We start from the raw sequence: 22,916 nt of genomic DNA, 5'->3' as shown, positions 1-22,916 counted from the left end.
GGGATGAGTTGACCACTACACTAGCGACCGGTCGAATTTTCCGTTCCTGCTGCCCGACGACCTGCCCGGCGATGTGCCAGCCAATGCCTGCGTGTTGCTGTCCAGGCGCGTCCTGCACCGGGCGGCCTACGCCAATGGCTTGACTGGGATGTTCGATGCTGCCGCGTTCAGCTATACCCACGCGGGCCAGGTATTGACTGAGATGCGGGCGACCTCCGGTGTGCTGCGCGGGGCTCGTAGGCAGGTGCGCACACGTGATTTCATGTTCAACTGCGAAGCATTCGAAGTGCCGGCGGCGGGCGGAATCGAGCCCTTGGGCGCGTTGTTCGACGACGACGGGGTGCAGATGACATGGCGTTCGCAGTTCGCGCTGAAGTGCTCCTATACCCGGCATGACTCGCAGTATCCGCAACTGCTGGCAGTAACCTTTGCGTTCACCATGTCGCACCGCTTCGACCTGTGCCTGGCGACCCCGGCCGAGGACGCCGGTGGGCTATTGCTGGGCTATTTCCACTGGCCCTTGGGTGTTATCGGCGAAGTCACCCCAGTATCGGGCATGCCCACCTTGCCGGCAGCTGAGGTGGCGCAAATCGAACACGCCGCCGGGTTGGTCCTCAAGCAGGCCATACTCGAAGGGCTTTCACGCAACCTGACGGCCTATGTTCCAGAGCAGTTGTTGGCCACCGCCTTGCTGCCCGGGGGCACGTCGTTGTTCGTGGAGCACGCCGAGTACCCCCATGGACTGGCGGCCTTCGTCAAGGCACAAGGCGCCGACGCTTTTCGCTTGATCGACGAGAATGTCCACTTGGCGGCAGGTGCATCCCATGTGTTTCGCGTCTATCCCCCACAGGTCGGTGTGCGTTGGAGCGTTGCAATCTTGCCGGGCGAGCGGGGCGAGCCCGGCAGAATCGACCCGACCACCGGTGTCTACACGGCGCCGCCACGGCATGCGATTGACGAGAATGGGGTGAAGATAAGGATAACCGTCACTCAACCCTCCACCGCAATACAGCAGGTTGGCTTGATCACCGTGTTGCCTCACGCACTGACCGTCAATCCGTTGATCCAGGTGTGTTGGTCGGAAGATCAGGTGGAGTTGTCGGCCGGGACCACCGGCGAGCAGCTTGAGTGGCAAATCATCAACCCGCGTCCAGGCAGCGGTACCTTGGACGTCGTGGAAGGGGCGCCGTTCAAGCGCACCTACATCGCCGGTGCCCAGGTCGCGGACCTGCACTATGTGCTGGACGAGGTACAAGTGCGCGACGTGACCAGCGGGCAGGAGCGCTCACTGCATGTGCTGGTCCGGCAAAAACCATCGAGCCTCACCCTGACGTGTACGCCACTGGCTGCCGGGCGTCGGCAGTTCACTGCGATGTTCAATGGGCAGCCCATGGCCGACGTGAATTGGCGCGTGGCCCTCGGACCGGGCCATTTCGTGCAGCGTGGCCGTTATGAGCCAGGCTCGAACGATGGTGAGCGTTTCCTGCTGGTGTTCGCCGACCTGGACTCCCCCTTCGGTCTTTTGGAAGGGCACCTGATTGTGGTGCTCGATGAGCGTTGGCCGGACGCGGTATGGGTCGGGTCCGAAACCACAACGCACTCAGACATAGATCCACGAGGATAGATCATGGCCTATTCAAAAAGACAAATGCTTGAGCGGCTGGGTAAAGGTTCCGCGACCTTGGGCTGGGGTGCAGTGGCGGCCTATAGCCGGTCCAGGCTTAACCGCTTGCTGATGCAACAGTATCAACAGCGCTTGGATACACTGAGCTTTCTGCCGCCCTTCAACGATGAGCTGGCGTTCACCGGCGCGCGTGCGGCGGTCATCGAGCTGGAGGGACTGGAGTTCGGTGCACCGCGACTGTCGTTCATCAACGCTTCTTTGAGCAATTCGCGGGCGCGTTTGATCATGAACCTGATCGCAGGGCGCTGCACCACCGTGCAACTGAGCGATGGCGCCTTGATCAACACGTTCAACGTGACCGAGGCCATGGGCTATACCCTGGAGATTGACCTGGACCTGATGCTGGTCACAGGCGAGGTCGATCGCCATGGCCGGGTTAGCCTGGACCTCGCCCATGGCAGCAGCCTGCGCTGCAGTTTGCTGCAAGACCAGCCAACCCTCAACGAGCAACTGGTGACAGCGCTTGAAACCTGGTTTCATGGCCTGCCTGCACGCATGACCCAGTTCGATCTGGGGATTGTTGATCTTCAAGGCTATCACCCACTGAGCCCACGGCGTTTCATCATCCGCACCCAGGCAGCGCCGGGCGCCAAGTTGAGTCAGGCTGTCAATCAGGGCGATGGCGCGGTACTGGTGTTCATTCGTGTGAGTGCCAACAGTGCCGACGGCTACTACCCCGACAGCAGTTACCCTTACCTGATCCCCGATGGTAACTACTCAGCCAGTTTGCTGTTGGACCGTTCGTTGACCAGGTATGCAGACGGTCAACAACTGGAAATACTCAATAGCCTGTTGTTTCCTGGCACCTATGCCTTCGTGGAGGCCGAGCGCCATGAGCCCTTCGACATGCTGGTGCTGGGCAATATCGACCCGCTGGTTACCACCTATTCGGTGGAGCCCGCCGAAGCGGTTATCAAGGCGGGCGAGGCGCTGAGTTTTACCTTGCATGACGGCCAGGGCAGGGCCGTAAGCGCTAGCCGTTGGCATGCAGTAAGCCTGCACAGCCACTTGCCGCAAGGGCATGGGCAGATCGACTCAAAGGGGCGCTACAGTGCGCCCAGCCCCCAGGACATTGGCCACCAGAGCCTGACCGTGGTGGTGACCGCCGAGCTCGATGGCACAAAGCCGGGCGAGGTCTTCGTCGCCTCCGCTCGCCTGCAAGTGAGTTTCGAGTCGCTAGCGACGTTTCCCAACGCTGCGAGTTACTGGCCAGACCAACAGGAGGTGATTCCTTTGGCTGGCTGGCAGAAGGATGCACAAGGGGTGCAGTGGTCGTTGCTCGAACCGTTTCACGGTGAGTTGTCCGACCAGGACCAGCACCGTGCGCTGTTCGTACCCGACCGCGGGCCTGGCGTACGGCCACTGGTCGTACAACAGGTGCAGGCGCACGCCGGACAAGCTCGCGATGCGGCATTGGTGATGGTCAATAGCCAGCCGCTTTTGAGCCTGTACCCAGCCCATGTGGCGAATGTACAACATGGGCAAACTGCGCAACTGAGTGAGCCCGTGCAGTTCATGCCAGGCGCCGACCGCCGCTGGCGTGTGTTATCAGGGGAGGGCGAAGTTGACCAGACTGGCGCCTTCTCCAGCCGTGGCCAGCACAGTGGCACCAGCGTGGTGACGTGTGAGGTGGTGAGTAATGGCGTGGTGTTCGCCAGCGGCCATAGCGTTGTGCAGCATAGCGACCTGGAAATGGAAGGCAGTTGGAAAGAGCTGAATCAGTTCACGGTCAGGGTCATGAGCGGCCAGGATGGCAACCGCCAGGGCCGCCAATTCAACAATGGCTTCCAGCAGCTGGAACTGGAAGTCTATGTCGAGACAGCTCAGGTCAATGGTAAGGACTATCCCTTGAGCGTGACCGAATTGGCAACGCTGGGGCTTTACCACGAACGCACGCCTGAGCGCGTGAGCACGCTTGCCCTGGAACGCGAAGGCATCGAACTGGGCGATCCTGAACTCTGGGCGGTCAGTACCCGACCCAATCGCTTTCACCTGGCGAACGGGCGCGCGGCGGCTGCCGCGCCCCGGCGTGCAGTCACTAACCGCGAAAGCATTGTTTACCTGTACTTGCACTGCCGAGCGGGCGCTGGGCAGACCCGGCAATTCTATGCGGGTTTCCAGGCCGATTCCAAACAGATGCATTATTCCACCGACACCACCGTGCATAACGCGAGGATCGAAGTGTCGGCGGCGCAGTTGCAGGTGCTCGAGAACGACTACAGTTTCACGCGCCAACGGGTCGATGGCGGGGGCGGCGATAATGAGCAAGATGATTTCGATTTTTTCCTGACGACCATTGATTACTGGACGTTCCGCTACGCGCACGCCAAATTCGTATCCTGTGAAGTGCTGGGTATGGAAGGAAATCAGGTGTCACCGCTTACAACACCGAACATATCGATGATCACGTGGGAAGGGCCCAGCCAGCATGACCGGATGTTCAGCTACACAGGGCTGATTTTCCATGACTCTCTTGAACCTTACCCTGAGACTGTAGAGTTTGATACTGTCATGGAATCCGTTCGCAAAGATCTTGAGTTGGACGCGCTGCCAGTTGATCGACGGTGGTATGCCTCTGGGTCATTGGTGCTGGTGAACTTGCGCCGGGAAGATGTTTACAGGCTCACTCTCCTGGATTGGGTAAAGCGGTGGTTGACACCATCGCTGGTCGTGTTGCTGCGTGACGAAAATGGCAACAGCCACTACCGTCGCTTCAGTTACTTGTCAACCAGTAAGCCTGAGCACCGTAATTACTTTGATCACGTCAGCGTTTCGCCGCACGTTCTGAACGCGCCCCAGCGCGCCGTATTGACCTTGCATAATAACGCTTGAATGAAAGGGGTCGACGATGAAAATCCAGTACTTGATGGTGCCAGTGCTATCGCTGCTCCAGGCGTGTAGTCATGGGACCGATGCGGTAGCTGCACAAGACTACGGCAGGTTGCTGATTGCTGAGCGTTATGAAAACCAGGCACCTGTCAATTCCTGTTCCATCCCGATACCGGCGCCAAGTTATTCGATGCACACCTATACATTAGAAGATCACGGTTGTAAGAGGAACTCGGATTATTTTTCCATGAGCAACGTCGCCTCGGCGGTGGAGATACGGTTCTATGATCAAGTTGATTGTAAAGAGGTGCCTGTGAAGCCTGTGTTTCCGCCCTTTGAAAACAATTGGACTGCCCACGTCGAAACGATAAAACATCCGACGACCACCCGGTGGGTAAAAATGACTGAAGTGCGAGACACGCCGGTCCGCGGTATTGTGGTAGCGGGTGTCCAATTACTTAAAAAAGAAGTGATTTCTTCCTTCGTTCCTCCATGGGAGCATCAACTCAGCTGCGTAAAGATTCGTAATCTCCCATAGCATCCAACCCACTGTTACCGCCAAGGCCGGGGGGGCACCATGTCCGTCAAGCACTCACTCCATTCCAACGCCTTCAACTTCATGAGCTTCATCCAGGGCGGTGTCGATCCGCGCACCGGGCAATACACGATGAAGATCGAACTCCCCGACCTCTGTGCCAATACGTTGCTGGGCCCGGAATTCACACCGACGTTGTCATTCTCGCCCCTCAATATCATCGACTCCGGCTACGGCGCTGGCTGGACGCTCCAGTTATCCCAGTACACACCGGATAACCAGGTGCTGGCCTTGGGCACAGGCGAAACGTACCGCATCACCGACCGGAATGCGCAGCCGATGGTGCTGGCAGAGCAGAAACTGGTCAATTTCAAGGTCTATCGTGACAGTGATGATGCCTTCAGGATTGAGCACCGCTCGGGCTTGGTAGAGATACTGACTCGCCAAGGCAGTAACCAGGCCCCGGTATTCTTGCCGGCTCGGCTGTTCTCGGCCCAGGGCCAGAGCCTGGCTTTCACGTATCGGCTGTTCAACAGCCAGCATCCGGTACTCGACTCCATCAGTGACGACACTCAGCAGAACGATGGCAAGCGCCGTATCCTGTTCCAGACCGCTCGCACGGCCAATGCCGTCGTGTTGAAGCTGCACCCGTTCGTCGGTGCAGACGGAGCGCCCCTGGTCACCTACGACATGCAGCTCAAGGAGGATGATCAACGGGTCGAGCGCATCAGTGTATTGGGCGAAGCGCAGGGCAAGCAGGTCGAACAGGCGCGGTGGGATATGATGTACGTACGTACACACGGGCACCTCTGTCTGAGCCGTGTGACTACGCCAACGGGAGCAGTGGAAATGCTCTCATACGCTGATGCCGGTCACCAATTCCCTGCTGGCAGCGGCCGGCCTTCGCCGCTTCCCCGGGTCACCCGGCATCAAATCGAACCCGGGGCAGGGCAGCCTTTGGTGGATGTGGACTACCGCTACCCTGGCGCGCACAACTTCATAGGTGGCGGCACATCGCTGCCATGGCGCGACGATGGCTTGGATAACCTCTACAAACTCGCCGACAGCGATACCTACGAGTATCAGAGCGTGGAGGTCTGGAAACAGGAAGGCCAGGAGATTCGTAGCATCACCCGCACCTTCAACCGTTACCATCTGCTGACTGAAGTAAAGACCCTGCAAGGCAATTGCCAACAAACCTCTGCCACGGGATACACCATTAACGCAGGTGGCTTCCACCGCCAGCCGCCCACGTTCCAGTTGCCCACCGAGGAAACGCGCCGGTGGGTGGTGGTCGGCAGCGAAGTACCCGCGCGTTCGGAATCGGTTATCAGTACCTACGATAACCATGGCAACGTCTTGACCCGCAAGGAAGCCAACGGCATCGAGGTGCGCAACGAATGGTTCCAGGCGGCGGAGCAAGAAGGGCATCCGCACGACCCCAGTGGCTTTGTGCGGCACCTCAAAAGCACGACCACCTATCCGGCCAGCGACGGGCAGGGCTTGGCACCGGTGCTCAGCCAACGTTTCAGCTATGTGGCCTATGCGCCGCTTGACGACGCCGAGCAGCCCGGTCCAAGGTTGACGGTGCCGTGGTTCGAAGTCGAAAGCGAAACGCTGGTCGATGTGGACGATGGCGAGCGCTGGCTGGAGTGCACGCGTTATGAGTACGAACATCAGGCAGCCAGCTGTATGGGGCGGGTGAGGGAAAAAACCGTGCAGTACCCCGCAGGACCGGAGGATCCACCCGAAGCGACCCTCGATACCGTCACCCATTATGACTACTCTACGCCACTGAGCACCTACACCCGGCAGAGCGTCTTGCACACGCTTGAGACGCTGACCGGGTACGACGGTGAGGTCAAGCAGACCACCCTGGAGCATTCGCTGCACACCGGCCAGCCGCTGCTCAACCGCGATGACAATGACGTCGAAATCCGTTACGAGTACGACGCGTTGCAACGGGTGACCCAAGAGACGGTAGCGCCGGGCAAACCCCACGAAGCCACTCGACGCTATACGTATTTCTTGCGAGATTCCGCTAACGGTGTGCCCGAACAGTGGCAGTTTGACGTCAAGGGCGTAAAGACCATCACCTATCTGGACGGCCTGAACCGGGTGGTCGAGGAACAGCGCATGGACGTCGATCACCCTCTGCTCGGCGAAACGCTGCGCCAGACCTACCGCGCCGGGTACGACGCACTGGGTCAGATGCAGACGCAAACCGAAATCGACTGGCTCGGCGATCAGCAGCTGGAACTGACCAGCACGTTCGAGTACGACGACTGGGGCGAGCAGGACTGCGTGGTTGGGCCAGACGGCGTGCGCGAGTACACGCGCACTGACCCCGTCGGTACCCCTGCTTCCAAAGGCCCTGTTATCACCCAATGGCGTGAGGTACTCGACGAGCAGGGGAACCTCGTCTCCAGCGGTATCACCGTTACGTGGCTCAACCTGTTCGATAAACCCACGCGTATAGAACGCTTTGCGCCTGGCAAGCTGGAGCCAGCTGACGCCATCAGCCTGCAACGCAATCAGTACGACGGGCTCGGGCGCCTGTTCGAGGAGAGCGTAGGCATGGCGGGCAAACCTCAGCGTGTCAATCGATACACCTATGACGCCTTCGAGCGCTTGGTGATCCACACCCTGCCCGATGCTGCCCAAGTGCGGCGAAGCTTTGCCGCCCATAGCCGCGAAGACCTGCCCACGCGTATCAGCGTATCGAGCAGCCGCGGCGGCGATCAACTACTGGGTGAACAAGGCTTCGACGGCCTGAACCGGCGTATCAGCGCCACGACCGGGGGGCGCCTGCAGCGCTTCGAGTACGGACCCGGCCAGCGCAAGCCGTGCTGGGTAACCATGCCCAGCGGCGAGCGTGTCCATTACGAGTACCAGCCCAGCCTCAGCGAGCAGCCTACGGTGCGTACGGTCGGCGGCGTCACCACCCGCTTCACCCACGATCCACAAAATGCGCGCTTGATCGACTGTGAAATCCCTGACCTGCGCTTGACTCGGGATCATTTCAGTAATGGGGACGTGAAAGTGGAAAGGCGCTGGGTTGAGGGCGAGGCTGCGCCTTTCGAGATGCGTTACGACTACAGCTATCGCAGCCGTCTGCTGGAGTACCAGGATGTGCTCGGCCAGGTTCAAAGCAACGACTACGATGCCCTGGGGCAGCTGAAACGCACCACCTTGTACGCCGCACTAACCGACCAGCCGTTGCTTCAGGCCCACTTCAGCTACGACCTGTTTGGTCGCCTGCACACCACGACCACCCGGGACATGGCCAGTGATCAGGCGCTGCGTACGCAACTGCGGTATGACCCACATGATCGCGAAGACCTACGCACCTTCGAGTTCGGCCGCTTTGCGCTGGACGAGGATACGGGCGAGTGGGTCTTCGTGGCCGAGCATACTCAGACCCTCAGCCAAGCTTATGATGACGTCGACAAGCTCGTCCTGCGGGTACTGTCCGATGAAACCGGTGTGCTACGCGAAGAATCCTACAAATACGATTTGCGCGGACGCCTGACCGACTACAACTGCGCGGGCGAGCAATGTCCGATTGACCCCTATGGCCAGCAAATCAAGACTCAACTGTTCCGCTTGGATGCGATCGACAACATCGACCTGTTGACGACCACTGCGGCCGACAATAGCCGTTCGCGGGTCATCTACAAATTCGAAAATGCCGCGGACCCAGCGCAGTTGACCTCCATCGAGCATTCATCTCTGCCGGCGGTGCAGCTGCGCTATGATGCCAATGGCAACCTGATCCAGGACGAAGCCGGCCGTACCCTGACGTACGATGCGTTGAACCGCCTGCAGAGTGTCGATGGACCCACCGGTGCTGCTCGCTACCATTACGATCCCGAAGATGTACTCAGCGGTATGAGCCAGTAGAAGGTGCATAGGCGGGGTAGGGCATCGAAGCGCAGTTTAGCGGTAGCGAATGGTGAAGTTGAGTGCTCCGTTGGCGTCACCCGCACGCACGGCGGTGGCCGCTTCCACCTGAATGAACTGCGCACTGAAACGCAGCGGCGTGGTGCCATCGGCCAGGGGTCTCAGCGGCACCTCTTTGTTCAATGCCAGGGGCGTGCCATCTTGCTTGAGAATTCGTATGCCTACGCCTCGCGCCGACGATGTGGTAGTCAGTGAAAAAATACCTTCCAGGGGCGAGCCGATCGGAATTGAACCATTGATGCCGGTGAGCTCGATGGTGGCGTAGGTGTTGTGCTCAGGGTCGACCTCACAGCCGCTGAGCGTGATGGTGAAGGGTTCTGCCGGCGTGGTGACTCCGGGCGCGCTAAATCGCGAGCGCTCCCACTCGCCTAGCTTGACCGGGTTAGGGCTGACGCCTGTGCCTGCCAGGCTGCACTCGCTGTTGACCACTTCGGCTTGCAAATAATAGGTCAGCGCCAAGCCAACGGTCGGTTCATCAAAGTACCCTGTGAACATGCTCGTATCGAGTTTGTGGATGCCGGGCGGAATTGGCCCGGTCTTGTACAGGGTCACGTTGTTTTCAATGAATCTCAGCTGAAACGCTGACGTGTTCTCGGCATCGTGATAGGCAGTAAACGGCACCAGCGGCGGGTTGCGCCCGTAAGGTATGAATGTTGTCGGACCTTGGTCACTGAATGGCCAACCCAACTCGATACGTGCACCAATACCCGGGATATTGGTTTGCAAGATCGGGCTGCCATCGATGGTATGGATGGGGAGCAACGGGCGTACCGGTTCAAACTTGAAGTGCCAGCGCGTCCCGCGGTTAAAACACTCCAAGAGGCTGTTCGCCTCGTTATTCGTGAAATCATAAACGTTGAAACCGCCCAGTTGGCGACCTACCTGGGCATCGCGCGGCACATGCACGGTACCGATTTTACGAATGAACGTCATTGGGCCTGTTGGGTATTTATCGTACCACCAGCAGGCCTTGCTTTTGACTTCGGAGGCGGCCACTGCTGGCTGGCTGCTGATGCTTAGCACCAACGCAGCGCACACTGTCAGGTATTTCATCATTGGGACTCCTTCACAGCCCAGCCTGTGCTCAGGCTGGGCGCTACAAACATAGGGCCTAGCCGCAGACCAGCGATAGCAGGTGATAGCCTTGCTGAGCAGGCGAGTCTTTGGGGTCAACTGCGACTTGGCACATGCCGTCCTCATGCTCGTTCCAGCGCACGCTCAACACCTGCGCCTGGGTATGCGTGGAAAGCATGACTTGGCCCGCCTGGCCGACGATGCCCAGCTGCTTGCCCAGGCTGTCGACTACTTGGGCGCCGAAAGGCAACGGTCTGCCTTGTGCAGTACGCAGCGTCAGCACCAAGCGGGTCACGCGGCGGGCCTCGAAGCGGTGCTTGACCACGGCGCCTCGGCTTGGCACCACGCGTGCCGAACCGTTGTCGATTTCCACCTCCGGGCCGAGGCGGTCGGTCTGCAGCACCAGACTATTGTTGCGGTAGGGTTGCAGGTGCGGTACCAAGGCAAAGCCCTTGGCATTGGTCAGCGCTCCGGTGGCATTGCGCACACCCACATCCGCAATGTCGGGGACCTCGATCAGGGCCGCCGTATCCCCAAGGTACGGGCCAACGGCCAAGCCATCCTCATGGAACAACAACGCACCACTGGCATTGAGGGAAAGGCTGCGGTAATCACCGGCTTCGGTGAAACCTGCGCCCAGCGAGCCACTGCGGCCTTGGTGCGCGATGCTCAATGCTGCGGCCTTCTGCTTGCTTTCGTTCTGACTGAGGCTGGCGCTGTAGCTGATGGGGTACTGTGTGCTGGAACCGTTGAGCGTGGCACGCTGACTGTGGCCCTGGTTGTTGCTCAGCGCATCGAAGGACGCCGTGGCGCTGTGACCGATGTCCAGCGGCATACTCAGCGTCAGGCCGAACAGGCGTTGGGACGGGAAGTCGTCGTTCAATGACTGGGAGGCAAACAGGCTGTAGTTGACCCCGCCATGGTGGGTTGTGAAATTGACCTGATACTGACGCTGGGTGGTCGAGCGTTGCCAGTAGTCTTGCTGCGAATAGGTCATGCTCAGGCCGCTGCGCTGCCCCACAGGCTGGTGAACGGCCGCTTCCAGGCGGCTTCGACGGGCTCCCATGAAGCTGTCTTGTCCGCTATGTTCACGCACGGCTTCGTCGAAGTCGCGGTATCCGCGGGTCGAGTAACGATAGCCGGCAAAGCGCAGGGTGGTCTGGCTGGCAAAGGTCTTGCCATACCTGATCGCGTGGCTTTGGCCTTGTTGGTTGCCAGAGGCCGCTTCGCTGTTGGCCTGGGTGATGTCCAAGCCAAGCGCGCCCCAATCGCCTAAATCCTTGCCCAGGCCGATATTGGCGGCGTGGTAGTAGTGGCTGGCCATCAGCCCACCGTAGAGCGTGGTGTTCCACGGCATGCCCACTGCGGCGGTGGATTGCCATACGGTCGGGCGGTCGAAGCTAGCGGCTGGGTTGTAGCGACCCACGGCAATGCTGTAGCGCCACACGCCTTCACGCAACAGGTTGCTGAGCGTGGCATAGGGCTGGGTATAGCGTTGTACGCGGCCATCGTCCTCGGTCAGGACAATATCCAGCTCACCGCTGCCGCCTGGGCTCAAGTCGTCGATGGCATAGGGCCCAGGGCTCACGTAAGTGGTGTAGATCGGATACCCGTTCTGCCACACCTCGAGCTTGGCCCGGGTTTGCGCCACGCCACGGATGATCGGGGCGTACTGCTGCAGCGTCTCGGGCAGCATGCTCGTGTCCGAGGCAACTTGGACGCCAAGCAGAGGAATACCGCGAAAGACATCGCTGTCGAGAAACGTTTCGCCGATCGTGAGATTGCCGCGCAGCCCTGCGATACCTCGTTGTGCGTAGGTTTGGGACCGGCTCCAGCGTGTTGCACCCGTACCGTTTTCGCGCCATGCCTGGCTGCTGCGCAGCCGCCAGGCGCCAAGGTTGACACCGCTGTTGATGTTCAGGTCAGCGCTCGAATAACGCCCCGAATAGCGGTTGTGGCCTTGGTAGGTGGAGGCTTGGTAATTGATGAAGGCTGCGTTGATGCCATGGTCCCACTGCGCAGTCTCCACCTGGCTGGCCAGATCACGGCGCATGGCGATCTGTGGCACCGACAACGTCAGGCGTAGCGTTGCGGCATCGAACGTCGATGTGGCGCCTGGAATGACGGCAGGCAAATCCAGGCAGGTCGCCGTGGCCAGTGTAGGATCCTGCAGGCTTTCGAGCCGCACTCCCATGCCGACGAGCAAGGGCCCGGGCAAGCAGGCGTCCAGGCGCTCGTCTTGCAGGATGAACGTCAATTCATGGTTGCCCACGAACTCCAGGTTGAGCACGACATCGACCCGGTAGCGGCCAGGCGGCAGCGAGGTCGAGTCGGCAAGGGCGTCCAGTGCGATACTCGACACGCTGTCAGGCTGGGTACCGGCCTGGCGCAAGAAATGCGCATCGAACTGCATTGCAGGTTGGCTGTGGGAGCTGGCATGGGCGACTGGCAGCCAGGGGCTGATGCCGATTAGCAGGCACAAGCAGGCGCCGCACGGGCGTCCGGGCGTGATTAATGGCATGGAAAGTTCCTCGCCTATGACGGCAAGCTAGGGGCGATTGGCGATAGGCAGGGTGAAAGGCTTGGTGTAGCCACCGAAGTCATTGATGATGCTGAACCTGGCCTGCAGGTCAGGACCAGGCCGAACTCCGTCCAGCGGCAAGTAGTGATCGCCAAACGGTGGCAGCATCGGAAGGTTTTCCAACTTGCCGGAACGCTGCGCACCGACCACCTCCAGCTGACTGAAGGTGACGTGGAACGGGGTGGGGTTGTGTGCCCTCAGTTGCGTCTGGCCGTTGGCCGAATGCAGTGAAAACTGCAAGTGGTTTGCCTGGGTGGCAGGGCTGCCCTTGAGCTGGTGGGGCCGGTAAAACAGCTTCAGACGTGTACGCAGCGCGATGTTCAGGGTGTTGTACTGGCCTGGCACGGCTTGCGGGATTTCCTGGAGGTTCAGGAAAAACAGGCTTTCTCTGTCATCGGCCAGATCGTTGGGCAAGGCGCTGATCTGCAACAGTTGCTCCTGACCAGGATCGAGGCGAAACAACTGCGGTGAAGGCATCAGCGGCACTGCGGTGACACTGTCGTCAGCCTGGGTATTGATCCAGACTTGCGCTGCATACGTCTGTTTACTGGGGTTACGCACCACGACGGATGTGCTGCGGCTGTCGCTTGGGTAAACGATCCGCGTGTTGCTCAATGTGAGCGCAGCCTGACTGCTGCCAACGGGCAGGATAAGCAGCAATGCCGCTGCGCAGGTGCTGAATATCGCGCGCAGCGAAGCCGCCCGTACTGAAAAACCTGGCATTGAAAGTCGTCCTCTAGACCAGGTGCGCAACGGCACCTGGACGCGATGGGGGTACAGGGTGTGAGCCCGGCCTCTAGCCGGGCTCGGCAGGTCAGATGATGTCGACGGTGAAGTGAATGCTGGCCGACGCTGCGCCTGGCAACACAGGTACGCTGGTTGCGCGGTAGGTCGCGTGGAACACCATGCGAGACTGGCCCGTATCATTCAGGTCGTACTCGGCCGATGCGCTACCTGGGGCGACCGAACTGCCAGTGCGGTCACGCAGCGCGATGGCTACGTTCTTGGCACCATCGGAAGTAGGGGTGACCGCGAAATAGTTGCCACTGACATCGGCAGTGCCCTCGAAGGTGACGGTGGCTTTGTTGCTGCTGAAACCACACACCGCGCCCTCTTCCACTACCAGTGCGAAGGTGCGTTGGTTGTACTCTTCACCACTGGCCTTGAAGGCGCTGGCTGGCAGCTCACCCATCTCCACGGAGCTGCCGATGGCGCCGGAAGGTGGCGAAATGATGATCGGGCAAGTGTCGGCAGTGATTTTGCCGTCAAACATTACAAGGCCTGTGTTGGCGTTTGCCGACGTGCCAATGGCCGTCATGAGGAAGCCGAGCGATGCGGCCAGGAGAGACGTTTTCATAAGGATCCTTGTTCGAGTGACTAATATTAAATGACTGAAAGGTTAATTGAACGCCAGTGGTATTGGTGTTTTTTAACTTCGGCGCGAATTTTATAGAAGTCACTTTTTTAGTTGCAAGGATAATATGAGTTCGATGTTTGTTATATTTTTTAACTATAAGACTATGTATTAGTTGTGTGTTGATTTTTCTGAGGGGCGGGGGAATTTTTTTCGAGTTAATAATTGAGCGGTGTGGCGCAATAGGCCTATTCTCTACAAAGAGTAAGAAAGCGTGAATACGGCATCAGCTGAAGGCAACGTATTAATAAGAACACGTTCCATGGGAGGACGAGGTATCCCACGTCCGGCGTGGGATACCTGGGTGAATCAGTGGCTACTGCCTTGGCGTTGTTGGCTCAGCAGCTGCTTGTGCTGATGCCAGTCAAAGGGTTGACCGCTTTCCTGCGCTGCGAAGCGAAGCTCCTCGAGCTGTTGATACATATCCAGCTCTTCATCAGGCATGAAGTGCAGGCAATCACCGGCAAAGAACCATAGCAGATCGCGGGGCACCAAATGTGCGATTTGCGGGTAACGCTGAATCACTTGGCAGATCAAGTCCTGGCCCAGGTACTGGCTTTGCAGTGGGTCTTGTGGCAACACGGTCAGCAGTTCGTCAAAGCGCTCGAGGAACAGGGTATGGCTTTCTTCCGGCACCTGCTCCGCTTCGCCCAGCGCCACGAGGATGGTGCGCAGGTGCTGCAGCAATTGCAGGTGGTATTCCAGGTGTGGGTTGGCCATGGCAGGGGTCCTCGGTATGGCTGAAAGGGGGGCGGAGTATACGCCTCCCTTGTCGTTCGGAAAGACTCAGCGCACTTTCCCGGGTTCGGGTGTCAACTGCACCTTGTCAAAGGCATCCACATCGATGACCTTGCGCCGCGCCTGTTCAGCCGCGTGCAGGCGTTGCCCCTCGTCCGGTTGCAAGACGCCAGCCTCGACCGCTGCATCGATGGTCGACTGGCCAGGCGCAGGGCGGACATCGCCTTGCTTGAGCGCCTGGTGCAAGGCCTTGCTCAGCGGTGCCGTGCTGTCGAGCAGATCGCTGGCCTGCTGGAGGGCGGCAACGGGGTCGTTCTCGCCCTGTGGGCGGTAGCAGCCGGCAAGCAGTTCTTCCAGGGCCGGATCACCCTTTCTACGGCCGATCAGCTGAGCCACTTGGGCATCGAGTTCGTCACTGGGGCCGGTATGGCGCCGACCGAAAGGGAACACCAGTACGCGCAGTGCACAGCCCACGAAGCGATTGGGGAAGTTATCGAGCAGCCGATCCAGGGCGCGTTCGGCTTGCCCCAGACTCTCTTCCAAGGCCCAGCGCAACAGCGGCCGCAGGTGCTCGGCCGAGCCCTGATCGTGGTAGCGTTTGAGCGCTGCGCTGGCCAGATACAGATAGCTCAGTACATCACCCAGCCGCGCGCTCAGTCGCTCGCGGCGCTTAAGTGCACCACCGAGCAGCATCATGGAGAGGTCGGCCAACAGGGCAAATGCCGCCGCCTGGCGGTTGAGGGCGCGGAAGTAGCCTTGGCTCAGGGCATCGCCGGGCACCTGCTCGAAGCGGCCCAGGCCCAGTCCGTAGATCAGGGTGCTGGCCGCATTGCCCGTCGCAAAACCAATGTGCTTGGCCAGCAAATCATCGAACTCCACCAGCGCCTGTTCCTGGTCCTGGCGCGCGGCCAGGGCCATTTCCTTGAGTACGAACGGATGGCAGCGTATGGCGCCTTGGCCAAAGATCATCAGGTTGCGCGAGAGGATGTTGGCCCCCTCGACGGTAATGAATATGGGCGCGCCCTGCCAGTTGCGGCCCAGGTAGTTGTTGGGGCCCATGATGATGCCCTTGCCGCCGTGCACGTCCATCGCGTGCTGAATGCACTCACGGCCGCGCTCGGTCAGGTGGTACTTGAGAATCGCCGACAGCACCGACGGTTTCTCACCCAAATCCACGGCCTTGGCCGTGAGCAAGCGGGCGCTGTCCATCAACCAGGCGTTGCCGCCGATGCGTGCCAACGATTCCTGGATACCCTCGAAGGCCGCCAGGGGCACGTTGAACTGCTCGCGGATGTTCGCGTATTGGCCTGTGACCAGGCTGGTGTACTTGGCAGCGCCCGTGCCAACTGCCGGCAGCGAGATGGAGCGGCCTACCGACAGGCAGTTCATCAGCATCATCCAGCCTTTGCCGAGCATGTCCTTGCCGCCAATCAGGTAGTCCAGGGGGATGAACACGTCCTTGCCACTGTTGGGGCCATTCATGAAAGCCGCGCCCAACGGCAGGTGGCGTTTGCCGATCTCAACGCCGGGTGTGTCGGTGGGAATCAGCGCCAGGCTGATGCCAAGTTCTTCTGTCTCGCCGAGCAAGTGGTCCGGGTCGTAAGCCTTGAAGGCAAGGCCCAGCAGGGTGGCGACCGGCCCGAGGGTGATGTAACGCTTCTCCCAGTTCAGGCGCAGGCCTATGACGTCTTCCCCCTTCCACTGGCCTTTGCAGATCACGCCAGTGTCGGGCATTGCCCCGGCGTCGGAGCCAGCGTGGGGACCTGTGAGGGCAAAGCAGGGGATGTCCTCACCGCGAGCCAGGCGCGGCAGGTAGTGATCGCGCTGTTCGTCGGTGCCGTAATGCAGCAGCAACTCGGCAGGGCCCAGGGAATTGGGGACCATGACCGTGGAGGCCAGGTCACCGCTGCGCGTGGCGAGTTTCATCGCCACCTGGGAGTGGGCGTAGGCGGAAAAGCCCTTTCCCCCGTACGCCTTGGGGATGATGAGGGCGAAGAACCCGTGATCCTTGATGTGCTGCCAGGCCTGCGGTGGCAGGTCCATGTCCTGGCCGATCTGCCAGTCGCTGACCATCGCGCAGAGTGCCTCGGTCGGGCCATCGAGGAAGGCCTGCTCCTCTTCGGTGAGCATTGGCGCAGGGTAGGCGAGCAGGGTACGCCAGTCGGGGCGGCCACTGAACAGCTCGCCGTCCCACCACACGGTGCCGGCATCGATCGCCTCGCGCTCGGTCTGCGACATGGGGGGCAATGTGCGCTTGAACCATTTGAACACCGGGCCCGTGAATATCTTGCGGCGCCACTCGGGCAGTAACACGAGCGCGGCGTTGAGCGCGATCACCAGCCACACCACAACCAACAGCCAGCCGGGGGCTTTGCTGAAGATGCCCATCAGCAGCGTGTAGACGGCAACGATGCCAAGTATCTGCAAGGGCGGCAGGCGCCGGTGCATGAGGTAAAGAGTGCCGATCACCAGCACTAGCAGCCACAACAGCAACATAATCACTCCTCCTTGGAACCAGGGGCTTGGCCATCCCACAGAGCTTAGACACCACGCTATGAACGGCACTGTCAGAACAGTGACAGGGTGTGGCAGCGTGAGTTTCAGTTCATGCTCGTTCTTGCCGGTATCTTCGCGCGTACAGCCGGCTAATGTCTGGAGTAGACTGCATGACCTGAGCATTCCTGAGGACGTCGTCATGCTGAAGATCTGGGGCCGCAAGAACTCGAGCAATGTGCGCAAGGCATTGTGGATTGCCCATGAGCTGGATCTGGATTTCGAGTCGATCGACGCTGGAGGCGCTTTCGGCGTGGTAGATGAGCCGTACTACCGCGCACGCAACCCAAATGGCCTGGTGCCTATGCTGGAAGATGGCGACCTGACCCTGTGGGAATCCAACGCCATCGTCCGGTACTTGTGCGCCGAATATGGTCAGGCGCAGGGCTGGTACCTGGACGATCCGCGCCAGCGCGCCCTGGCCGATAAGTGGATGGACTGGACCACCTCTTCCCTGGCGACCCCTTTCCGTCCGCTATTCTGGGGCATGCTGCGCACCCCTGAAGATCAGCGGGACTGGGTGGCGATCAATGCGGCGCACAAGCAGTGCGCACAGTTGCTGTCCATGGCCGATCAGGTCCTGGCCACACAGCCGTATCTGTCGGGAGAACACATTGGCATGGGTGATATCCCACTGGGGTGCTTCGCCTACGCCTGGTTCGAGATGCCCATCGAGCGTCCGGACATGTACCACCTCAAAGCGTGGTACGAACGCCTCAAGAGCCGCCCGGCCTATCAGGCTGGCGTGATGACTGCGCTGACCTGATCGAACACCGCAGCCGTTTCGATAGTCACTATCGATACACGTGACTGTACTTGTGCGGCCGAGCCTTGCACCATTGGCCGCACTCACTGCGCCAGTGAACCTGTCTGGCGTGTCCTGAACCCTATTCTTCGGTAAGTGACCCGCTATGAGTTCTGCCCTGTCCATCCGACAGCTGACCAAGACCTACGGCAACGGCTTTCAAGCCCTCAATGGCATCGACCTCGATGTTGCCGAAGGCGACTTCTTCGCCTTGCTTGGCCCCAACGGCGCCGGCAAGTCCACCACCATCGGCATCCTTTCTACCCTGGTGAACAAGACCAGCGGCACAGTCAACGTGTTCGGTCACGACCTGGACCGTGCGCCGTCTGCGCTCAAGCGCTGCCTGGGCGTCGTGCCGCAGGAATTCAACTTCAACCAGTTCGAGAAGTGTTTCGACATTGTCGTGACCCAGGCCGGCTACTATGGCATTGCGCCAAAAATCGCCAAGGAGCGGGCCGAGCAATACCTGACCCAGCTGGGCCTTTGGGACAAGCGCGATGTACCGTCGCGTTCGCTTTCTGGCGGCATGAAACGCCGCTTGATGATTGCCCGCGCGCTGATCCACGAACCGCGCTTGCTGATTCTCGACGAACCCACTGCCGGGGTGGACATTGAACTGCGCCGTTCGATGTGGAGCTTTCTCACCGAACTCAACGAGAAGGGCATCACCATCATCCTCACCACCCATTACCTGGAAGAGGCCGAACAGCTGTGCCGCAACATCGGCATCATCGACCACGGCACCATCGTCGAGAACACCAGCATGCGCAACCTGCTGGGCAAGCTGCACGTTGAAACCTTCGTGCTCGACCTCAAGCAGGACCTGGCCAGTGCCCCGGCCCTGCAAGGGTATCCTTGCCGATTGCTGACGCCTCATACGCTGGAAGTACAGGTGGACAAGGACATCGGCATTACCGCGCTGTTCAGCCAGTTGGCGCTGCTGAACATCGAGGTATTGAGCCTGCGAAACAAGACCAATCGACTTGAGGAGCTGTTCGTGTCACTGGTGGAAAAGAACCTGTCGAAGGTGGCCGTATGAGTGTGGAGCTGCGCACCAACTGGGTCGCCCTGAACACCATCGTCTATCGCGAGGTACGGCGCTTCCTGCGCATCTGGCCGCAGACCTTGCTGCCCCCGGCGATCACCATGGTCCTGTACTTCGTCATCTTCGGAAACCTGATTGGTCGGCAGATCGGCGACATGGGTGGGTTCACCTACATGCAGTACATCGTACCGGGGCTGATCATGATGTCGGTGATCACCAACTCCTACGGCAACGTGGTCTCGAGCTTCTTCGGTAGCAAGTTCCAGCGCTCGATCGAGGAGTTGATGGTTTCGCCGGTGTCGCCACACACCATCCTGGTGGGCTACGTACTGGGTGGAGTACTGCGTGGCTTGGCGGTAGGTGTGATCGTGACCATCCTGTCGATGTTCTTCACCGACCTGCAGGTGCATCACCTGGGGGTGACCGTGGTTGTGGTGCTGTTGACGGCGACCATCTTCTCGTTGCTAGGCTTCGTCAACGCGGTGTTTGCTCGCAATTTCGACGACATCTCGATCATCCCGACGTTCGTGCTGACCCCGCTGACCTACCTGGGCGGCGTGTTCTATTCGATCACCCTGCTGCCACCGTTCTGGCAGACCGTCTCGTTGGCCAACCCTGTGCTGCACATGGTCAATTCGTTCCGCTACGGCATTCTAGGGGTGTCGGACATCAGCATTGGCACGGCGATCACCTTCATGCTGGTGGCCACTGCCGTGCTCTACCTGCTGTGCGTGCGGCTGCTGGTCAGTGGCCGGGGCATGCGTGCCTGAAACGTTGCACCGGCATTGGCGACGACGCCATTGCCGGCCCACCCACCAGCGCCAGTACAGCAGGGTGCTGAAATAGCCGAGCATACCCAGCAGCACGGCGCAGACGATTGAACCGAGCAGGAAGGGTTGCCAGACCGTCGACAGTTGGTCGGTGATCCACTGGAAGGTCAATGTGTCGGGCAGCGCGCGTGGCGGTACCTGCATCAGCCAGGCACCGACCATGTAGGTCACGAAAAACACCGGTGGCATGGTCAGCGGGTTAGTCAGCCACACCAGGCTGACGGCGATCGGCAGGTTACCCCGCAACGGAATGGCCAACGCAGCGGCCAGCAGCATTTGCGCAGGCATCGGGATCAAGGCGGCGAACAGGCCGACGCCCATGGCTCGTGCTACCGAATGACGGTTCAGGTGCCACAGGTTCGGGTCATGCAGCAACGTGCCGAAAAAGCGTAAGGACTTGTGTTCCCGAATACTGCTCGGGTCCGGCATGTAGCGTTTGAATAGTCGGCGCGGCATGGGGGCTCCCGGAGCGTTGACCGAGGCAGTATGCCCTGATTCCCGGTCGGCCTCGTTCAGAGTTTGTGACAATTGTTGAGCAAGCATTGCCGACAAGTGGGCTATGCCTCAGAGGTTGATTCAGCTTCTGGAGCTCTACCTCATGCGCACAGGGATGTTGGCGCTTGCACTTGGTCTGCTCAGCCTCGGCCTGGTGCCTCAACTGCCATCGGTCGGATGGCTGTTATTGCTTGCGGCGGGCGCTGTCGTCAGTCTGTTCACCCGCGGGTGGTTACTGGGCGTGTTCCTGCTGGGCTTTTGCTGGGCTTGCTGGTCTGCCAAGCAGGCCATGGATGATCGTCTGGCGCCAGGGCTCGAGGATCGCACGTTATGGCTGGAAGGGCGCGTGGTCGGCCTGCCGGCGCGCACCGCGCAAGGCGTTCGCTTCGACCTTGAGGGGGCGCATTCCCGGCGTGCCGAATTGCCGCAACGCCTGCAATTGAGCTGGTTTGACGGGCCCCCGCTGCGTGCCGGCGAGCAGTGGCGCCTGGCCGTGACCCTGCAGCGGCCGGGCGGGCTTTTGAACCCCTACGGGCCTGACCGGGAGGCGCAGTTGCTGGCACGTCGGGTCGGCGCCAGCGGAACGGTCAAAGCCGGGCAGTTACTGACGCCCGCGCCAGCCAGCTGGCGCGATGCGCTGCGCGAGCGGCTACTGGCGGTCGAGGCCAATGGTCGGCAAGCCGCGCTGGTGGCGCTGGTGCTTGGCGATGGGGCAGGCCTGGCACGCGAGGACTGGCAGGCGCTACAGGCAACCGGCACCGTGCACCTGCTGGTGATTTCGGGCCAGCACATCGGTCTGGTGGCGGGTCTGCTCTACGCCGTGGTCGCGTGGTTGGCCCGCTGGGGGCTGTGGCCGGCCCGGGTGCCGTGGCTGCCTTGGGCCTGTGCGCTGGCCATGAGTGCGGCGCTGGCCTACGGCTGGCTGGCTGGGGCAGGGGTGCCAGTACAGCGCGCCTGTCTGATGCTGGCCGTGGTGCTGCTGTGGCGGCTGCGCTTTCGTCATCTGGGTGCGTTTCACCCCTTGTTACTTGCGCTGGTTGCCGTACTGCTGTTCGAGCCATTGGCAGCGCTGCTTCCAGGTTTCTGGTTGTCATTCGGCGCCGTGGCCACGCTCATCTACACCTTCAGTGCCCGGCTAGGGGCTTGGCAACCCTGGCAGGCGTGGACGCGAGCGCAGTGGGTCATCGCCGTCGGGCTGCTCCCAGTGCTGCTGGCGGTGGGCTTGCCGGTGAGCCTGAGTGCCCCGCTGGCCAACCTGGTGGCGGTGCCGTGGGTGAGCTTGGCGGTATTGCCGCTGGCGCTATTGGGCACCTTGTTGCTGCCCTTGGGAAGCGCAGGTGAGGCCTTGCTGTGGCTGGCAGGCGGCCTGCTGGATATCTTGTTTCGCGCCTTGGCGCTGGTCGCCCAGCAGCGCCCGGCATGGGTGCCTCCCGCATTGCCGTTGTGGGCCTGGCTGCTGGTCTGCCTGGGTGCACTGCTGCTGTTGCTGCCACGGGGTGTGCCGCTGCGTGGGTTGGGTGCGGTGATGCTCGTGGCGCTCTGGGCACCTCGCGAGCCTGTCCCGGATGGCCAAGTCGAGGTGTGGCAGCTGGACGTGGGCCAAGGCTTGGCGGTGTTGCTGCGTACCCGGCAGCACAGTCTGCTGTATGACGCAGGTCCAGCCAGGGGTGAAAGCGATCTGGGTGAACGGGTCGTGTTGCCCACCTTGCGCAAGTTGGGGGTCGACCGCCTGGATCTGCTGGTGGTCAGTCACGCCCATGCCGATCACGCCGGCGGTGCAGGTGCAATCGGGCGCGGGCTGCCGATCAGGCGGGCGATTGGCGGTGAGCCGCTGGAAGCGGTTCAGTTACAGCCTTGCGTCAGTGGCGAGCAGTGGGAGTGGGACGGCGTGCGCTTTTCCCTGTGGCGCTGGGCGGATGCGCGCACCAGCAATGACCGCTCCTGCGTGTTGCTGGTCGAGGCGTCGGGCGAGCGTTTGCTGCTGGCCGGGGACATGGAGGCGGGGGCCGAACGTGCGTGGCTGGCTGCCATGGACTCACCACGCATCGACTGGCTGCAGTCGCCTCACCACGGCAGCCGCAGTTCGTCGAGCGAAGCCTTCATCCGCGCTGCAGCCCCGCGTGGGGTACTGATATCCCGCGGGCGCAACAACAGCTTCGGGCATCCCCATGCACAGGTGGTCGAACGCTATCGCAGGCATGGCATGACCCTTCACGACACGGCGGTGGAGGGGGAGTTGCATCTGGTGCTGGGTGTGCAAGGAAAGGTCGAGGGTATGCGCAGCCAGCGCCGGTTCTGGCGTGACGCCAGGGGTGGTTAATGCTGATGAGCCCCTGGCGCGCCTATGGTAAAGTGGCGACCTTTTCCAGA

Annotated in this window: 15 protein-coding genes; 8 read left to right on the top strand and 7 right to left on the bottom strand. The window is 60.6% G+C overall.

Annotated elements, in window-relative coordinates; translation table 11 throughout:
* Positions 1–148 precede the first annotated feature (148 nt).
* From B2Y33_RS14955 to B2Y33_RS14940, 4 genes are read left to right on the top strand one after another with little or no spacing between them, the layout of a single operon-like run.
* Positions 149–1,624 (top strand): hypothetical protein, encoded by a 1,476-nt coding sequence (locus B2Y33_RS14955; RefSeq protein WP_206406089.1) that lies wholly within the window; start codon positions 149–151, stop codon positions 1,622–1,624.
* 3 nt (positions 1,625–1,627) lie between these two features.
* Positions 1,628–4,516: a hypothetical protein gene (locus tag B2Y33_RS14950; protein WP_125922636.1), complete on the top strand. Its 2,889-nt coding sequence runs from the start codon at positions 1,628–1,630 to the stop codon at positions 4,514–4,516.
* A 16-nt stretch (positions 4,517–4,532) separates the two neighbouring features.
* Positions 4,533–5,051 (top strand): hypothetical protein, encoded by a 519-nt coding sequence (locus B2Y33_RS14945; protein WP_125922635.1) that lies wholly within the window; start codon positions 4,533–4,535, stop codon positions 5,049–5,051.
* 39 nt (positions 5,052–5,090) lie between these two features.
* Positions 5,091–8,951 (top strand): RHS repeat domain-containing protein, encoded by a 3,861-nt coding sequence (locus tag B2Y33_RS14940; RefSeq protein ID WP_206406090.1) that lies wholly within the window; start codon positions 5,091–5,093, stop codon positions 8,949–8,951.
* Between the two features lie 36 nt (positions 8,952–8,987).
* On the opposite strand, the gene B2Y33_RS14935 is transcribed toward B2Y33_RS14940, so the two are convergent.
* From B2Y33_RS14935 to B2Y33_RS14910, 6 genes are all read right to left on the bottom strand, one after another.
* A complete protein-coding gene (locus B2Y33_RS14935; protein WP_201871053.1) occupies positions 8,988–10,067 on the bottom strand; it encodes a fimbrial protein in 1,080 nt (359 codons plus the stop codon).
* Between the two features lie 55 nt (positions 10,068–10,122).
* Positions 10,123–12,606, bottom strand: a complete 2,484-nt coding sequence (locus B2Y33_RS14930) for a fimbria/pilus outer membrane usher protein (protein WP_206406092.1) — start codon at positions 12,604–12,606, stop codon at positions 10,123–10,125.
* A 27-nt stretch (positions 12,607–12,633) separates the two neighbouring features.
* Positions 12,634–13,389 carry a fimbrial biogenesis chaperone gene (locus tag B2Y33_RS14925; protein ID WP_027914341.1) on the bottom strand — a complete coding sequence of 252 codons (756 nt, stop codon included), beginning with the start codon at positions 13,387–13,389 and terminating at the stop codon, positions 12,634–12,636.
* A 91-nt stretch (positions 13,390–13,480) separates the two neighbouring features.
* Positions 13,481–14,023: a fimbrial protein gene (locus B2Y33_RS14920; RefSeq protein ID WP_027914342.1), complete on the bottom strand. Its 543-nt coding sequence runs from the start codon at positions 14,021–14,023 to the stop codon at positions 13,481–13,483.
* A gap of 366 nt (positions 14,024–14,389) precedes the next feature.
* Complete coding sequence (locus B2Y33_RS14915) at positions 14,390–14,800, bottom strand: PA2817 family protein (RefSeq protein ID WP_027914343.1); 411 nt, start codon at positions 14,798–14,800, stop codon at positions 14,390–14,392.
* A 66-nt stretch (positions 14,801–14,866) separates the two neighbouring features.
* On the bottom strand, positions 14,867–17,314 hold the full coding sequence (locus B2Y33_RS14910) for an acyl-CoA dehydrogenase (protein ID WP_206406093.1): 2,448 nt from the start codon (positions 17,312–17,314) through the stop codon (positions 14,867–14,869).
* Positions 17,315–17,513: 199 nt separating this feature from the next.
* Here B2Y33_RS14910 and B2Y33_RS14905 point away from each other — a divergent pair, with 199 nt between their 5' ends.
* The 3 genes from B2Y33_RS14905 (at position 17,514) to B2Y33_RS14895 (ending at position 19,991) form a co-directional block, all read left to right on the top strand.
* Positions 17,514–18,137 (top strand): glutathione S-transferase, encoded by a 624-nt coding sequence (locus B2Y33_RS14905; protein ID WP_181074060.1) that lies wholly within the window; start codon positions 17,514–17,516, stop codon positions 18,135–18,137.
* 145 nt (positions 18,138–18,282) lie between these two features.
* The gene (locus B2Y33_RS14900; protein ID WP_027914346.1) at positions 18,283–19,215 is read left to right on the top strand and encodes an ABC transporter ATP-binding protein; all 933 of its coding nucleotides are present in this window, start codon (positions 18,283–18,285) and stop codon (positions 19,213–19,215) included.
* The gene (locus B2Y33_RS14895) at positions 19,212–19,991 is read left to right on the top strand and encodes an ABC transporter permease (protein WP_023533108.1); all 780 of its coding nucleotides are present in this window, start codon (positions 19,212–19,214) and stop codon (positions 19,989–19,991) included. The genes B2Y33_RS14900 and B2Y33_RS14895 overlap by 4 nt, the downstream gene beginning before the upstream one ends.
* On the opposite strand, the gene B2Y33_RS14890 is transcribed toward B2Y33_RS14895, so the two are convergent.
* Positions 19,875–20,507, bottom strand: coding sequence for a DUF2062 domain-containing protein (locus B2Y33_RS14890; RefSeq protein WP_115933573.1), 633 nt, complete (start codon positions 20,505–20,507; stop codon positions 19,875–19,877). The genes B2Y33_RS14895 and B2Y33_RS14890 overlap by 117 nt on opposite strands.
* Before the next feature lie 142 nt (positions 20,508–20,649).
* Between B2Y33_RS14890 and B2Y33_RS14885 the strand changes: the two genes are divergently transcribed.
* Positions 20,650–22,866 carry a DNA internalization-related competence protein ComEC/Rec2 gene (locus tag B2Y33_RS14885; protein ID WP_206406094.1) on the top strand — a complete coding sequence of 739 codons (2,217 nt, stop codon included), beginning with the start codon at positions 20,650–20,652 and terminating at the stop codon, positions 22,864–22,866.
* Positions 22,867–22,916: the final 50 nt, after the last annotated feature.

Source organism: Pseudomonas sp. UBA5666, assembly GCF_002420785.1.
GTDB lineage: Bacteria > Pseudomonadota > Gammaproteobacteria > Pseudomonadales > Pseudomonadaceae > Aquipseudomonas > Aquipseudomonas fulva.
The sequence above is the reverse complement of the archived record's forward strand: the minus strand, read 5'-3'. Positions and strand labels throughout refer to the sequence as shown.